12 protein-coding genes are annotated in these 15,860 nt (G+C 42.4%); 3 read left to right on the top strand and 9 right to left on the bottom strand.

From position 1 onward, the window contains the following. Window positions 1-170: 170 nt before the first annotated feature. On the bottom strand, window positions 171-779 hold the full coding sequence (locus ACYQ4S_RS07895; protein WP_459770445.1) for a superoxide dismutase: 609 nt from the start codon (window positions 777-779) through the stop codon (window positions 171-173). A gap of 232 nt (window positions 780-1,011) precedes the next feature. Between ACYQ4S_RS07895 and ACYQ4S_RS07890 the strand changes: the two genes are divergently transcribed. Then, window positions 1,012-1,803, top strand: coding sequence for a DUF1189 domain-containing protein (locus tag ACYQ4S_RS07890; RefSeq protein WP_459770443.1), 792 nt, complete (start codon window positions 1,012-1,014; stop codon window positions 1,801-1,803). A 613-nt stretch (window positions 1,804-2,416) separates the two neighbouring features. Here the strand turns inward: ACYQ4S_RS07890 and ACYQ4S_RS07885 are convergent. Then, the gene (locus tag ACYQ4S_RS07885) at window positions 2,417-3,742 is read right to left on the bottom strand and encodes a DEAD/DEAH box helicase (protein ID WP_459770441.1); all 1,326 of its coding nucleotides are present in this window, start codon (window positions 3,740-3,742) and stop codon (window positions 2,417-2,419) included. Between the two features lie 263 nt (window positions 3,743-4,005). Then, on the bottom strand, window positions 4,006-5,463 hold the full coding sequence (locus ACYQ4S_RS07880) for an aldehyde dehydrogenase family protein (RefSeq protein ID WP_459770439.1): 1,458 nt from the start codon (window positions 5,461-5,463) through the stop codon (window positions 4,006-4,008). 187 nt (window positions 5,464-5,650) lie between these two features. Here ACYQ4S_RS07880 and zwf point away from each other — a divergent pair, with 187 nt between their 5' ends. Beyond that, window positions 5,651-7,105 (top strand): glucose-6-phosphate dehydrogenase, encoded by a 1,455-nt coding sequence (zwf, locus tag ACYQ4S_RS07875; protein ID WP_346024450.1) that lies wholly within the window; start codon window positions 5,651-5,653, stop codon window positions 7,103-7,105. A gap of 59 nt (window positions 7,106-7,164) precedes the next feature. Here the strand turns inward: zwf and ACYQ4S_RS07870 are convergent, their stop codons facing one another. Next, window positions 7,165-8,682, bottom strand: a complete 1,518-nt coding sequence (locus ACYQ4S_RS07870) for a phosphohexomutase domain-containing protein (RefSeq protein WP_459770437.1) — start codon at window positions 8,680-8,682, stop codon at window positions 7,165-7,167. 184 nt (window positions 8,683-8,866) lie between these two features. Beyond that, window positions 8,867-9,328 carry an arginine repressor gene (argR, locus tag ACYQ4S_RS07865; RefSeq protein WP_346024559.1) on the bottom strand — a complete coding sequence of 154 codons (462 nt, stop codon included), beginning with the start codon at window positions 9,326-9,328 and terminating at the stop codon, window positions 8,867-8,869. A 309-nt stretch (window positions 9,329-9,637) separates the two neighbouring features. Between argR and argS the strand changes: the two genes are divergently transcribed. Beyond that, a complete protein-coding gene (gene argS, locus ACYQ4S_RS07860) occupies window positions 9,638-11,332 on the top strand; it encodes an arginine--tRNA ligase (protein WP_459770436.1) in 1,695 nt (564 codons plus the stop codon). A gap of 369 nt (window positions 11,333-11,701) precedes the next feature. On the opposite strand, the gene trmL is transcribed toward argS, so the two are convergent. The 4 genes from trmL to ACYQ4S_RS07840 form a co-directional block, all read right to left on the bottom strand. After that, window positions 11,702-12,211 carry a tRNA (uridine(34)/cytosine(34)/5-carboxymethylaminomethyluridine(34)-2'-O)-methyltransferase TrmL gene (trmL, locus tag ACYQ4S_RS07855; RefSeq protein WP_346024561.1) on the bottom strand — a complete coding sequence of 170 codons (510 nt, stop codon included), beginning with the start codon at window positions 12,209-12,211 and terminating at the stop codon, window positions 11,702-11,704. Continuing rightward, window positions 12,208-13,392, bottom strand: a complete 1,185-nt coding sequence (queG, locus tag ACYQ4S_RS07850) for a tRNA epoxyqueuosine(34) reductase QueG (RefSeq protein WP_346024562.1) — start codon at window positions 13,390-13,392, stop codon at window positions 12,208-12,210. Before queG ends, trmL begins: the two co-directional genes overlap by 4 nt. A gap of 50 nt (window positions 13,393-13,442) precedes the next feature. Then, window positions 13,443-14,462, bottom strand: coding sequence for a D-alanine--D-alanine ligase family protein (locus ACYQ4S_RS07845; protein ID WP_346024563.1), 1,020 nt, complete (start codon window positions 14,460-14,462; stop codon window positions 13,443-13,445). 325 nt (window positions 14,463-14,787) lie between these two features. Continuing rightward, the gene (locus ACYQ4S_RS07840) at window positions 14,788-15,633 is read right to left on the bottom strand and encodes a putative RNA methyltransferase (RefSeq protein ID WP_459770433.1); all 846 of its coding nucleotides are present in this window, start codon (window positions 15,631-15,633) and stop codon (window positions 14,788-14,790) included. Between the last annotated feature and the right edge of the window lie 227 nt (window positions 15,634-15,860).

Genomic DNA, 15,860 nt, shown 5'->3' with positions numbered 1-15,860 from the left:
GCGTCCGTCTTCCTTCAGATTCCGCCTCACGGCGGACACCCTTGACTTTCGCTAACAGTTCCTACTGCCAAGTCTGTAGTGGACTTTCACCACCAAGTTGTCGCCCATGCCGGGCGCACGAAAAAAACTGGCCACCTTCATAGAAGGAGACCAGTTCGATTGGGTGACACTTATTTAGCTTCTTTAAAGCGTTTAGCCACTTCATCCCAGTTGACAACATTCCAGAATGCCTGGATGTAGTCAGGACGTCTGTTCTGATAGTTCAGGTAATACGCGTGTTCCCAGACGTCTAGTCCAAGAATAGGCGTTTTCCCTTCAGAATAAGGAGAGTCCTGGTTCAAAGTATCCATGACTTCCAATTTTCCGTCAGCAACAACTAACCATGCCCAGCCTGAACCGAAACGGCCAGCAGCTGTCTGATTAAATTTCTCTTTGAATTCACCGAAACCGCCAAATGCATCGTTGATTGCGTCAGCTAGTTCGCCTTCTGGTTCTCCTCCACCATTTGGAGATAAGATTTCCCAAAAAAGAGAGTGGTTGGCATGTCCGCCACCATTATTTCTTACTGCAGTTCTGATATCTTCTGGAACAGAATCCAGTTTTTTCATTAAGTCCACAATACTTAATTCAGCAAGCTCAGGGTGATTTTCCAGTGCTGCGTTTGTTTTAGTTACATATGCCGCATGGTGCTTATCATGATGGAGATGCATCGTATCTTTATCGATGTGTGGCTCCAATGCATCATAATCATAAGGTAGATCTGGTAAAGTGTACGTCATAGTTAACATTCCTCCCAATACAAATTATCGTACATCTTTATTTTATCACTTATGATTATTTTAGCAAATAAAATTGCTTTATTTTAGTAAGTCTCCCTTTTAGACCTTATCAGACCAATGACACTTATCGTAATCAGTTTAGCGCTGCTAGTCAGTCAAAAGTCTGATTGCTTTTTTTCAGCCGGCAACGTACACTGTTTCTATGAGAAATTGACGATAAGGAAGGTAAAATGTGAAAGAATATATACTTATTGGATTCTTAAATCCTAAAAAGCTTGTACAAGCGAAAAATATGACCAGAAAACAGGTGTTGGCTTACTTCACGTTCCTGACGCTCATCCTAATCCTGTCCCTGGCCTCCCTGTTATCTAATGTAATGGGCAATCTTCAAAATGACGGAACAGAAATAGCAGAGACCTTACCCACCTTCACCATTGAAGACGGTCAACTGCAGACAGAAGCTGATCAGGAAACCTACGTGCATCAGACTAATTCATTCCTGTTCTTCTTCGATCCAAACGGTGCCATAGAGACGAACGAAATTGATGCCAACCTGGAACGCTTAAATGTCCCAATTGGTATCGGTTTGATGCAGGACGAGTTCTACATGAATGTGACCGGGCGCTCACTCCCAGTCAGTTATGAACAGCTGGATGGACTGGACGATACTTATCTACGAACAACTTTTCAGCAGATCGGCAGACTGTCTCCACTTGTCCTAGTGCTGATTTTCTTAATTGCCTATTTTGCCAGTGCCTTTGTATTACTGTATGAGTGGCTGATCGTATCACTATTTGCCAACATCCTAGTTACCCTGTTCCGCCTACGTTTCAAATTCAGAAAGAACGCTCGTATGGCACTCGTCAGTTTAAGTGTACCGACCCTCTTGCTTTCTATTTTGGAAGGAATCGGCCTGGTCGTTCCTTTTGCTTTCGAACTGAAGCTCGGATTCGCCTTGTATTTCCTATTCACCTCTTTAAAAGCGGTCGCCCCTAAACGAAAAGATCCTCACAACAAAGGATAATATAGTTTTTTTAGAGCAAGTAGCCTGTAAGGGGAGCTTGCTCTATTTTTTTGTCCTGTGACGGTTCTTTTGATTGAGGTTGATGATGTAGGTCGATTTTCATCTCTAATCAAGTCGATGAACTACTGCTACGTCGATTCTCAGTTTATTAGTGGTTACCATCTTGCCTACGAACTACAGGTAGAGTAAGTTTAGTTGTAGTTTATTTCCCATTGTCAGAAATAAGATATAGCTAGGACAGCTCTAGTTATATTTTAGAGCTACAAAAAGATCATAATCACCGTTAGGAGGCTTCTAGCTGCAGTTTTTCTGCCGAAAAAGCTTTAAACTATCATTAGAACGCTTCTAGCGGGACCTTATTAAGGCATAGGTAGCGGAACTGTAGTTAGAGGCAATTCTACTTATATCTTAACAATACGTGGTAAGATTAAACTGTAACTAAGCAGCTTGATTAGGAATATTTTGTATCGCTTGCTTTGATAATGAGCCGCTCACGACTAACTCACTCAAAAATTTATAAAAAAACCGTGAACACCTTATAAAATACCAATCCATTCCAAATATAAAAAAGCAGCGTTCCCTTGATATAATGGGTTCGCTGCTTCTAAGTTAGTTAGTCTCTGTCGTTTCGACGTTCAAGTCGTCTTGCGCGCTGTCTTTTCGCCTGTTTCTTACGTTCAATCTTCCGCTTGTATCCCGGTTTGATGTTCTTCTTGGCCTTCTTTCTCATCCCGTGAATTTCAGGGTCAAAGGATACCTCTTTGCTGACAGGCTTACGCTTGTCCCGACGGTTACGGTCATATGAATCGACGATTTCACCGTTCTTGATTTCCTTAGGTTTGAATTCAATACCTTTTTTCTCAATGGTCTGAATATCCTGCTCATCATCTGGGCCGTAAAGAGTAATCGCAGTTCCTGGAAGCTGATTACGACCTGTTCTACCGACTCGGTGAACGAAGAAATCCAGATCCTGAGGGACTTCAGCATTGATGACATGTGAGATCCCTTCTATGTCGATGCCCCGTGCAGCCAGATCGGTCGCTACAACGTACTGATAGTCCAGGTTCTGAACCTGTCTCATAACACGGCGACGTTCTCTTGAGGAAATGCCTCCGTGAATGACAGCTACATCCAGGCCTTTTTTCTTAAGTGAATGGGCTATGTCATCAACGTGTTCTTTCGTATTGGCAAACACTAGTGCCAGATACGGTTGGCCGATTGTCAGCAAGTTGTAGATCATATCGATTTTGTTCTTGCCTTTAGTGGAAATCAGCCAGTTATCAACAGTATCCGCAATAACCTGCTCGTTTTCCACTTCGATGATCAATGGACTCTTCATGTATTTCTTCAAGAAGGGCTGCAATTTCTGTGGAATAGTTGCAGAGAAGACTAGCATCTGTCCTTTTTCAGGCAGACGAGAGGCAATCTGGTCAACATCTTCCAGGAATCCCATGTCTAAAGTCATGTCCGCTTCATCAACGACCATGAAAGGGGCTGTATGTGTCAGAAGTGCATTAGCATTAATCATATCCAGCAGGCGACCAGGTGTACCAATTGCTACATGCGGCTGCTTGTTACTGAGTTTTTGAATTTGACGGTTTTTATCTGTTCCGCCGATAAATGACTGCACAATGATTTCCTGCTCAGAATGTTCTGCCAGCTGAGAGGCTGCATTGTATAACTGTTCAGCCAGTTCACGACTTGGTGCAGTAATAACGACCTGAACAGTGTTTCTCTCTGGGTTCAGTTTATTAAATAAAGGCAGTAAGAACGCGTGCGTTTTACCGGATCCAGTCTGAGACTGTCCGATAATATCTCTTCCTTTTTTAACCTCTGGAATCACTTTATTTTGAATGTCTGTGGGTTCGTTAAAGCCGATTTCTGAAATGGCTTCAATCAGGTAAGGCGATAAATTAAATTTATCAAATGGGTGTGTCATATTATATTCCTCTTTTCTGTTCTCTATGTATTGTACCAAAGCTTGAGACTTCAAGCCACAGTAAAATCGCACAATCGCTGTCATAAGACATATAGAATAAAGGGTTTCCTGAAAACAGCTCTTGAAAAGTCAGTTACCAGACCACCTTTTTCTTTATAACAGTACAGCAAAATTAAAAATGACCGGACTCGATCAAGCATCTAGTTAGGCTCAATCAAGTCCGGATCAGATATTCATTAATTTTACTTATACTTTAAAGTACGTTAATCAAATGGATACTGTCTTGGCTCTTCCTGTACGGAAATCCATTTCCACGTGGTGAATTCATCCAGTGAATGTTCACGACCGAAGCGTCCCAGTCCGGAAGCTTTGACTCCTCCGAATGCGATATATGGCTCGTCATTGACACTCTGGTCATTGATGTGCACCATTCCGGTTTCCATTTTCTCAGCAAAGGCAAAGGCACGTTTCTCATCGCTTGAAGAGACTGCTCCACTCAGCCCCTGCTCTGTATCGTTCGCCAGTTCCAGCGCATGTGCTTCATCTTTAGCTGGAATGAGTGTTACGACAGGACCGAACATTTCATTCTGAGCAGTCGTCATATCGTTGGTTCCTTTAAGGATGAACGGAGTCAGGACATTGCCTTCACGTTTTCCTTCAAGAAGGACTTCTGCACCTTCTGACTTGGCTTTTTCAACCTCGTCCAGCAGACGGTCGACTTCTCCGCCATCAATAAGCGGTCCAATCAGTGTCCCTTCTTGAGTCGGATCACCATGCTTCAGATCTTTTGTCTTCTCAACGAATTTTTCAGCAAATTCATCATAAACCGATTCGTCAACGATGATACGGTTAGTTGCCATACAGATCTGACCACTATGCATAAAGCGTCCGTAAATAGCCCCTTTAACTGCAGTTTCAATGTCCGCATCGTCAAGTACGACCATGGCGTTATTCCCGCCCAGTTCTAGAATTGTCTCCTTGACTTCTCGTCCGCAGACTTCACCAATCTGTTTCCCGACTCCAGTGGAACCTGTGAATGAAATCAGATCCGGGACTGGGTGCTCATGGAAGCCGTCACCTATTTCAGAAATTTTAGGGTGCACGACCTGGAGTACTCCTTTAGGCAGTCCTGCTTCTTCAAATACCTTGGCGATAATATTACCACCACTGACAGGTGTCTGATGACCTGGTTTAAGGACGACTGCGTTACCTGTAGCCAGTGCCGGTGCAACTGAACGCATGGACAGGTTCATTGGGAAGTTGAATGGTCCAATGACACCTACAACCCCCACAGGTTTTCTCTGGAGATAATTCTTCTTACCTGGAATCATGGACTGATTCACAATCGTCTCCATCTGGAACGGAAATTCTGCAGACAGATGCATGACAGCAATAACTATATCGATTTCAAGTTGTGCTTTAGCGATCGTTGACCCAGCATCTTTTACTAGAATATCGGTAATCTCTTCTTTTCTGTCTTCGATGATTTTTATAGCTTTGCGGATAATGCCTGCTTTTTCAAATGGACTGACTTTTTCCCATTCTTTCTGGTGACGCTTGGCACTTTCATATGCCTTATCTAAATCTCCTGCAGAAGCTGCGCGAACCGTCGCATACAAATCTTCAGTGTAAGGATCGATTGATTCAATGACTTCTTTACTGCTGCCTTCTACCCATTCCCCATCAATGTAATTCAGATCAAGATTGTCGTACTTATACAATGATCTCATCCTTTCAGTTTTATCTATTGATAAGCTTAATGGAAACGTTTTGGGATCTTCAACTCAAACGATTTAAAGCCTAATGATTCGTTATCTTTCATAATAAAGTTGAATGATAGTAAAATTAAAAGTAAAATAGAAAACAGAATGAATCAGACATGATCATCATGTAGAAAAGAGGAACGATATGTCTCAAGGAACGAAAGCACTATTCATCATTTTTGGAGCGACCGGCGATCTGGCTCATCGCAAGTTGTATCCTGCTATATATAAACTATATAAAAAAGGATTTCTCGGTGAATCATTTGCAGTCATAGGAACCGCCAGACGTGAATGGTCGGATGACTATTATCAGGACGTCGTTATGGATTCCATTTCAGATTTGACTGAATCACAAGAACATGCCGGCACGTTTGCAAGTCATTTCAGATATCAGTCTCACAACGTTAATGACACTGAGCATTACCACACACTGAAAGATCTTGCTGATAAGCTGGACGAAGAGTATGACATCGACGGCAACAGAATTTTCTATCTGTCCATGTCTCCAAGCTTCTTCGGTACAATTACGAGTCATCTTAGAGAACAGAATCTTGTGACAGAAAATGGCTTCAACCGAGTCATCATTGAGAAGCCGTTCGGTTCAGACTTCAATAGTTCAAAAGAACTGAACGATGAAATCAATGCATCCTTTGATGAAGACCAGCTTTACCGAATCGATCACTATCTCGGTAAGGAAATGGTTCAGAATATACTGGCCCTTCGTTTCTCCAACAGTCTGATTGAAAACAGCTGGAATAAAGACTCCATTTCAAACTTTCAGATTACATTAAGTGAAGATCTTGGTGTAGAAGAACGTGGTGAATACTATGATAAAAGTGGTGCGCTTAGAGACATGGTCCAGAATCATGTGCTTCAGATGGTGAGCCTGCTGACTATGAACAGCCCTAAAGCCTTCACGACTGAAGAAGTTCGTAAAGAAAAAATGGCGATCCTGAATGCATTGAAAGACCCTGTTGTCACTCAAGACGAAGACACTGAATTTGTCAGAGGACAATATGATACGTCTATTGACGGAGAAACTAAAGGCTACCGTGATGAAGATAAAGTCGACCCAGAGTCCCTGACGGAAACCTTTGTTGCTGGAAAAATAATAATCGAAACAGATGAATGGCGCGACACGCCGGTTTACATCCGAACAGGTAAACGCCTGGCAGAGAAAACGTCTCGTGTCGATGTTGTATTCAAGCCTTCTCAGACAGCTCTTTTCGATGATAAACCGACAGTCCTTTCTATTTTAGTCAGCCCGAATGAAGGTTTCGAGCTTCTCCTAAACAACAAAAAGATCGGTCCTGGAATGGAACTGGAATCTGTCAGACTGTCAGCAGTCCGATCAGAAGAAACAGTTGAAGAAAGTCCAGAAGCTTACGAAAAGCTCATTCTTGATGTGCTGAACGGCGATGAAACACATTTTGCTCACTGGCAGGAAGTGGCGACTTCATGGAAATATGTCGATCAGATCAGAGAAAAATGGGACAGCTTTACTGATTCTATTCCATTTTACCCTGCTCTCACCATGGGTCCTGATGAAGCTGATACGTTGCTTCAAAATGATGGAAACAACTGGATTTATAAAGCATGAGCATATAATTAGAAAAACCGAGTCTCCTGTCAGTTCTGACAGATGACTCGGTTTTTAATTTAGACTAAACGACTGGTATCGAGGTCCTCTATACTGTAAAAGAATGTCTTCAGATTTTCCTTAATATCGGGAATTCTGTTATTCTCATCATTTTCGATTTGAAGAACCAGTTTCGGTTCATGCAGACTCATTCTTAGAAGGAGCCAGCCCTTACCATAAGGATCGCTGATCTGACTTCTCATTCCTTCCAGATTATCTTCTACCAGACTGAAGCCCTCTGTTTCTTTAACCCATAAAGCAAATCGCTCAAGTATAGCCGGTCCGACTTCCTTGTAGGCTGGTGTTTCTATGACAAAACGAATTTCTTCTGTTTCTGCCGGCTGATCAAGATCTTGAATCAGTTCAGCTACACTACTGCCAGAAAGAGACATTTCCGCTTCTTTAGCAATGATCTTAGCTGCGAGATATGCCCCATCATCAAGGAAATAATTTTCTCTGATCGCCGCGTGTCCACTGGTTTCGATAGCCAGCGCACAGTCAATGCCCTGATCGTTCAGTTCAATTCCCCGATTAATGACATTACGGTATCCGGAAATGTAACGGTCGATTTTCCCACCTTTTGATTCAATAAACTGGATGAGGTGATCGGAAACTGGAGAGTTCGTCACGATAGTAGTTCCCGGATTCTCTTCAAGTATGATGGCTCCAATTAGACCAATAAGGTTATTTCTGTTAATACTATGACCTTTTTTGTCTACGATCGCAGACCGGTCGACATCTGTATCAAAAATGATTCCTAAGTCTGCTCCATTAGCCAGTACAGCTTCAGAAACACTTTTCATCGCGGCTTTATTATCAGGATTTGGTTCATGGTTAGGAAATGTTCCATCCGGCTCAAGGAACTGGCTACCTGTTGTATCTGCTCCTAATGGTTTTAGTACTTTATCAGCAAAAAATCCACCCGCGCCATTTCCTGCATCGACGATTATGCGACGTCCTTCCAAAGGGCGAGCGGTTTTTTCAACACCAAGTGATTCACGTATTTTACCGATAAGGTCATCAGCATAGACAGATAAAAGGTCTTTAGCCACAACATCCCCTTTATCGACCTGACCAAGCTGATTAACAGGTGTATCAGCAAGGTTAAGAATAGATGTGATATCATCATGTTCAAGTCCTCCGTCTTTAGTGAAGAATTTCAGTCCGTTATATTCCATAGGCAAATGACTGGCAGTAATCATGATACCCAAGTCTGACTTGAAGTCTTCATACTGTGTAGACATAAATAAAGCGGGAGTCGTAGCCATTCCCGCATCGATCACAGTCATGCCCAGATCAGTAAATACGTGAGTCAGCCACTCTTTAATCGACGGTCCAGAAAGTCGGCTGTCGTATCCAATCGTTACTACCGTTTTATCTAACCGTTTATTCGATTTTTCAGTCCACCACTTAGCTGTGCCTCGGGCAATGAGCCTAATTGTTTCCTCCGTCAGATTCTTCTTATGTACATCTGTATCCAGTGCGAATCCTCTAATATCCGATCCGTTCTGTAAAGACATTAATTCAGTTCTATCCATCATCAGTCTCCTCAATCAGTTGTATTTTTTTTAACCATATGTTTCCTCTATTACTATAATTTGCTTTAATATTTTTTGCAAGCGCATCCTAATTTTTCAAAAAAAAAGAGACATGACAAAAAAATCACCGGCACGCTGTAAAATTCAGCGGGTGTCTGGTTTATTCTCTGCTGTCTCTTTCCTTTCAGGAATGGTCTGCTAATAGATTGTCATAATAATTATAAATCTTTTCAGCGTCTTCATTCGTTCTGGAAATAAGTATGATGGTATCATTTCCGGCTACAGTTCCTGCAATTTCAGGGAATTCTATATCATCTATCAATGCGCCGATGACGTGAGCATTCCCGGGTATTGTCACTATAATGTTCATGAACTGGACCCGTTCGTAACTGGTGACCACACTTTTTATAGTAGAATTCAGCTTGTCTTCCATAGTCAGCTGATTGTTCTGATAAATCGTGTATTTTGTACCATTTGCTGCACTATTGGTCTTGACCAAGTTAAGTTCCTTAATGTCTCTGGAGATCGTCGCCTGTGTCGCCTTTACGCCTTTTTCCTGGAGCTGATGAAGGAGTTCTTCCTGTGTAGCAATATCATTATTTAAAATGATCTGCTTGATCAGCATCTGTCTTTCAGATTTCTTCACTTGACATCCCTCGTTTCCCAAATATTAGTAAATATTAGTTGGTATTATAAATATTAGTATAACCTATTTTCAGAATATTTTCATTAGAGACATACTAACTATACCAATATTTTAATTAGAAGTTTCACAATCTATCCATATTTAGTAAGTATTGCTACAACCGGCGAGCTTTGCTATAATACAAGTGCTAATCATTTAGACTAAAGAATCGGCTATGATGTTTGATTGTTCAAATTTCAGCCCTTTTTTTATGCTTTGAACACTGGAGCTTTATTCACTTCTGCTCACTATTAATAGGAGGTCTATACCTTGGACTACAGACAACTGGTTGCGGAAGCAATCCACAACGAATTAAAAGATCATTTGGATCTGAACGAAATCAATAACTTATTAGAAAAGCCTAAACATGCGGAACACGGAGATATCGCCTTTCCTGCCTTTCAACTGGCTAAGCTGTTTAGAAAAAATCCTGCTCAGATCGCACAGGAACTTGGAGACAGCATTACCTCACCTATCATCTCCAGCGTACAAGTTATCGGGCCCTATATTAATTTCTATTTAAATAAGAAATCAGTATCCCAGGCTGTCATCAATGACGTAATCAAAGAAAAAGGACATTACGGTGAACTGTCTATTGGAAATGGTGGGAATGTGCCTATAGACATGTCTTCTCCAAATATAGCCAAGCCGATGTCCATGGGGCATCTGCGCTCAACAGTTATCGGAAATGCCTTGTCAAATATACTTGCAAAAGTTGGCTTCTCCCCTATCCGCATCAATCACCTGGGTGACTGGGGCACGCAATTTGGTAAACTGATTACAGCTTATAAAAAATGGGGAAATGAAGAAGATGTTCGTTCTGAACCTATTAAAGAACTTTTAAGACTATATGTCAAATTTCACGATGAAGCTGAAAACGATCCTTCTCTTGAAGATGAAGGCCGTGCCTGGTTCAGAGAGCTAGAATCTGGTAATGAAGAAGCCGTTGAATTATGGAAATGGTTCAGAGATGAGTCCTTAAAAGAATTCGAGAAAGTATACAAGCGTCTGAACATCTCATTTGATTCATATAACGGAGAAGCGTTTTATAATGATAAGATGAGTGATGTCGTTTCCCTGCTTGATGAGCATAAGCTCCTTACTGTTGATCAGGGCGCACACATCGTCAACTTGGACAAATACGACCTGAATCCAGCACTTATTAAGAAATCTGATGGTGCCACGCTTTATATGACACGTGATCTGGCGGCTGCTCTTTACCGTAAAGATAATTATGACTTTTCACAGTCTCTTTACGTCGTTGGTCAGGAACAGTCCAATCACTTTAAACAGCTTAAGGCTATACTTAAGGAACTGGATTTTGACTGGGCGGATTCAATCCATCATATCCCATTTGGTCTGATTACAAAAGACGGCAAGAAGCTGTCCACACGTAAAGGGAAAGTCGTCCTGCTTGAAGAAGTACTCAATGAAGCAACTGCCCAAGCACTCCAACAGATTGAAGACAAGAACCCTAACCTTCCTGACAAAGAAAAAGTTGCAGAACAAGTGGGGGTAGGAGCAGTTGTCTTCCACGACTTGAAAAATGATCGCCTGAACAACTTTGACTTCACGATCGAAGAAGTGGTCCAGTTTGAAGGAGAAACCGGCCCTTACGTTCAGTATACTAGAGCTCGTGCAATGAGTATATTGAGAAAGGCCGGCTTGGAATCCCTGTCTCCTTCTGATGCTTTCGCCCTGAGCGACGACTACAGCTGGGAAGTGATCAAGCTGCTCCACGATTACCCTGATACAGTCAGACGTGCATATGAAAACTACGAACCGTCAATTATTGCGAAGCACGCCATCAATCTGGCTCAGGCCTTTAATAAATTCTATGCTAATGTCCGCGTCCTGGATGAAGATCCTGAGAAAGACGCTCGACTGGCCCTGGTTTTCGCCATCACCGAAATTCTGAAAGAAGACTTAAGAATTCTTGGTGTCGAAACACCTGATGAAATGTAATAATAAAGCTTAATATAGAGGTAAAGCTGCCATCGGAGATCCACGGACCTTCGATGCCGGCTTTGTTTCGTCTGAGCGGATGTCGCAAATGGCTCATATAAGCATGTTATGAACCATTCGTGCTTTTAATAGAGTGGCGAATGACCCATATCACTGGTTTTTTAGACATTCACCCCCATTGTTAATCGGTGAACTGCTCATATCTGCAACTTATGGTGCATTCGCAATTAATTGAGTTGCAGCTAAATATTCAACGACCCAAACCCTCTTCACAACAGTAAAAAGGCTGATCTGCACAACTACGCAGATCAGCCTTTTCTTTATAAAAAACAGTGTTAAGCTTTAATCAGTCGACTAGCTGGCTCTCTTTTACTTCAGTTTATCGTTTTCGTAAGTGTGCATTTTCTCCAGTTGAGGAAAGTCCTGCTGTCTCAAGGCCTCATAAATAAGTATATTGGCCGTATTCGACAGATTTAGTGAACGGACATGTGTGTCATTCATAGGGATGCGGAGACACTTCTCCGCATGCTTCCTCATGAAGATCTCAGGAAGGCCTGTTGTTTCCTTTCCAAATAGAAAGTAGTGATCTTTATCTGTATCAGTGAAGTCGACGTCTGAATACACTTTTTCAGCGAATTTTGATATCAGATAGAGAGGCTGGTCACCTACTGCAGTCATAAAGGCATCCAGGTCTTTATGGTAATGTATATCTACAGCGTGCCAGTAGTCGAGACCTGCTCGTTTCAGATACTTGTCATCCGTTTTAAAGCCGAGCGGTTCGATCAGGTGCAGAACAGTATTGGTACCGGCACATGTACGGGCAATGTTTCCAGTATTTGCCGGGATCTGTGGTTCAAATAATGCGATATGGTTTGTCAATGCTTGTCTCTCCTCTTGCTTTCGATTGCATCCAGTCTTTCTCTCAGACCCGCGATTGCTTCGTTGAACTCGGTAATGGTTTCCTCATCGGTTTCTTTGAGTACAGCTTCTTCGAGAAAAGCCAGGACATCTTCATTCGGCCGCTTGCTGATGATAGTGGCTACTGCCCAAGCCGCTGTTCCACGGATCATCGGTCTCGGATCATTATCGATTACATTCAAAAGATCCGGAACAGCCGTGAAGTCTCTGTAGTTGGCTAGAGCGATAATCGCATTTCTCTGGAGCGGTTTCTTCCCTCGCCAGGATCCAGCCATTTCTCCGAAAGTCTGCTTGAATTCTTTATTTGAAATAGTCAGCAGAGGTTTAAGTTCCGGCGTCGTGTTGAACGGTTCAGGCTCCATATCTTCATGAAAGTGAGAATCCACCCCTTTATTATATGGGCAGACAATCTGACAGATGTCGCAGCCATAAATGACATGCCCTATTTTACGCCGGTATTCTTTGGGCATATACCCTTTGGTCTGAGTCTGGTAGGACAAACAGCGCTGAGCATTCATTCGGCCGTCACCAAGTAAAGCATCTGTCGGACACGCATCCACACAGCGGGTACAGTCGCCACATCCGAAATCAACTTCACTATCCGGTTCAAAGGCGATATTCGTAATGATTTCACCAAGATAGACATAGGAGCCGTATTCCTTGGTGATAAGCAAGCCGTTTCGACCAATGAATCCAAGACCGGCACGCTGAGCCACTGCTACATCGACCAGTTCACCTGTATCGACCATTGGCTTGAATGTGACGTCCCCTTCTGCTTCTTGACGGATGTACTCGATCAACTGATCCATTTTTTCCCTCAAAATCAAATGATAGTCTTTTCCCCACGACGCACGAGCAAATTCTCCGCGACGTTCTCCTTTGACGCGTGGCGCCTTTTCTCTCATTTTGGAGGGATAAGCCAGAGCAATCGCAATGATCGACTTGGGCTGGTCAAAAATCTTTTCCGGATAGATGCGTTCTTCAATTATCCGGTGCTCAAATCCGGAATGATGGCCTTTTTCCTGCTGGGCATGAAGCTTTTCTTCCAGATCATAGAAAGGGTCGGCGTGCGTGAATCCAATCTTGTTGATACCCAGCTCTTCCGCCTTATCAATGATCTTTTCTTTAAGCAGCTGATTCATACGTGCTCCCTCCTCTCTTTATCCTTACGTTCCAGTACTAATGACTGCCTTTATTTTGATGCGGCAATTTCTGCCAATTTATTACAGAGTTCATTGTAGCTCATTCCGGAAGCAGCAGCCTCCTGAGGGAACAAGCTGGTTGGCGTCATGCCTGGCAGTGTGTTGGCTTCTATACAGTAGACTCCGCCATCTTCAGACACCATGAAATCAATGCGCGAATAGTATTCCAGACGAAGTGCTTTGAAGACTTTAAGAGCTGTCTCCTGCATTTTCTCAGCAATTGCAGGATCCACTTCGGCTGGGCAGATTTCAATGGTTGCGCCTTCCTGATACTTGTTTTCATAATCATAGAACCCTGTTTTAGGGATGATCTCAATAACAGGCAGGGCCTTTCCTTCAAGAACCCCAACAGAAAATTCACGACCGCTTATTTTCTCTTCGATCAGAACTGACGGAGAGTACTTCTTGGCTTCTTTGACTGCCTGCTTCAAGTCCTCCTGGTTGTCCACGATATACACACCGATACTTGATCCGCTGGCGTTCGGTTTAACTACGCAAGGTACAGCGCTGGTCGGTTCGTCTGACTGTTCCAGCACTTCCCATTCAGGCGTCAGAATACCTTGTGCTGACATGATTTCTTTAGAAAGGATCTTATTCATGGCAATAGCACTGCCTAAATACCCAGTTCCTGTGTAAGTAATGTCGTATAAGTCAAACACTGCCTGAAGCTGACCGTTTTCCCCTAGTTCCCCGTGAAGAGAAAGGAAGACGAGATCCGCAGACTGACAAATTGGAATGATGTTTTCTCCGATCATTTCATTCGGCTTTTCCTTTTGAGCTTTCAGCGCATCAAGGTCCGGTATCTGCTTTCTGACTTTGTACTCATATTTATCTTTCTTTAATTTTTGGTAGGCCTCTTCGAAAGTCACTGCTTCACTGGTTCCGAAATACAGATCCAGCATAATGACTTGATGTCCGTTTTCCATGAGAGCATTGGCAATCAGACTTCCAGAACTTAATGATACTTCTCTTTCATGGCTGTAACCGCCGGCTAGCACTACAATATTCATAATTAACTCCTCCTATAACGTCTCTATGTATTATACACCATGACCTTCACACATAGTAATGTTTTAAATGAGTTTTACCGAGTTGAGCATTTTTCAGCGCAAAAAAAACGTATCGCCTCGGTGTCAAGCACTGCGAAACGATACGTTGATGAAGCCTTTGAAAATTCACGTTTTTTTTATCAGCTTCTGATGGGTTGACTGATAAAAACCAATGAACCAAATTAGCTTATGAAGTACATATTAGCATCTCCTGTATAAAAACACAAGGCTATGCACCAAATAAATCCTTCTAAATCGTGACAATTCTAATGTATAATTGTCAATTTTATGCTGAATCCTCCGATTCGCCTATCAGGATAAGTAAATCCACTGTAATTTCTTTCAACTTTGTTCGTATACTATCAAAGTCTGCTTTAATATGCCAACCAAGTGGGGTCATGGTTATAAAGTCTTCCACTAGTTCTTCAGGCAGCTGAAAGGTGTAGACAACAGATTCTTTTCGGACATGAGTATAATGTTCTTCGAATTTCTCAACAACTTGAACATTGGAGTAAGTCCGTTTCGATTCTTCCTGTAATTCCCGCAATTCTTTTAGGTACCCTGGATTCGGGACGACTTTGATGACCTGTCCCCCTTGTCTCATCAGTCTGTCAAATTCACTGTAATTGGATGGTGACAATATATTTAAAAGCGTATCATACTGGCGAGAAGCAAAGGGAGAACGAGCCAGATCAGCAGTTAGAAAGAAAATATCTTCATGGCTGGCAGCCGCCAGATTGATGCCTTCCTTTGAGATATCGAAGCTTATAATTGGCCCCTTATACCCATTTTTCTTCAAATAGGCACTGTGAGAGCCTTCACCGCATCCGATATCTAAAAGAACGCCTTCAGAATGCTTGAACAGTGACTGAATCTTATCCAGCAACGGCGCCCAAAGTCCGCTTTCAGCTAGTCGTTGTCTTGACAGAAGCATGTCTCTTGTATACTCGGACTTCATGCTTTTCTGCAATAAAAATAACGTCCCTTTTTTTGAGAGATCAAACTGATGACCATCCCGACAGATCACCTGATGATTATTTACGGATTCGAATGCCTGGCTGCATACCGGACATTGAAACAAGTGAAGATGATCTTCAAGAAATACCTGTGCTTTATCTATTTTCTTTAACATTTCATGCCTCTTTTCAAATGCTTTCGATAGACCTTTTTCCTTTATCATGATATAACGAAACTAACAAAGATGAAAGGATGATTCATAAATGCCCTGGGATGTGAACTACCCACCACTTAAATCCTTTGGATTTTGAAGTGGGGGCTTCCTACGAACTCCATTCTTATCTGCACAGACTTCATACAGACAGAGGAATCGGATAGGGGTAGGCTCAAAAGGCAGTCCCT

The sequence above is a fragment of the Alkalibacterium sp. s-m-28 genome, assembly GCF_054658175.1.
The sequence above is the reverse complement of the archived record's forward strand: the minus strand, read 5'-3'. Positions and strand labels throughout refer to the sequence as shown.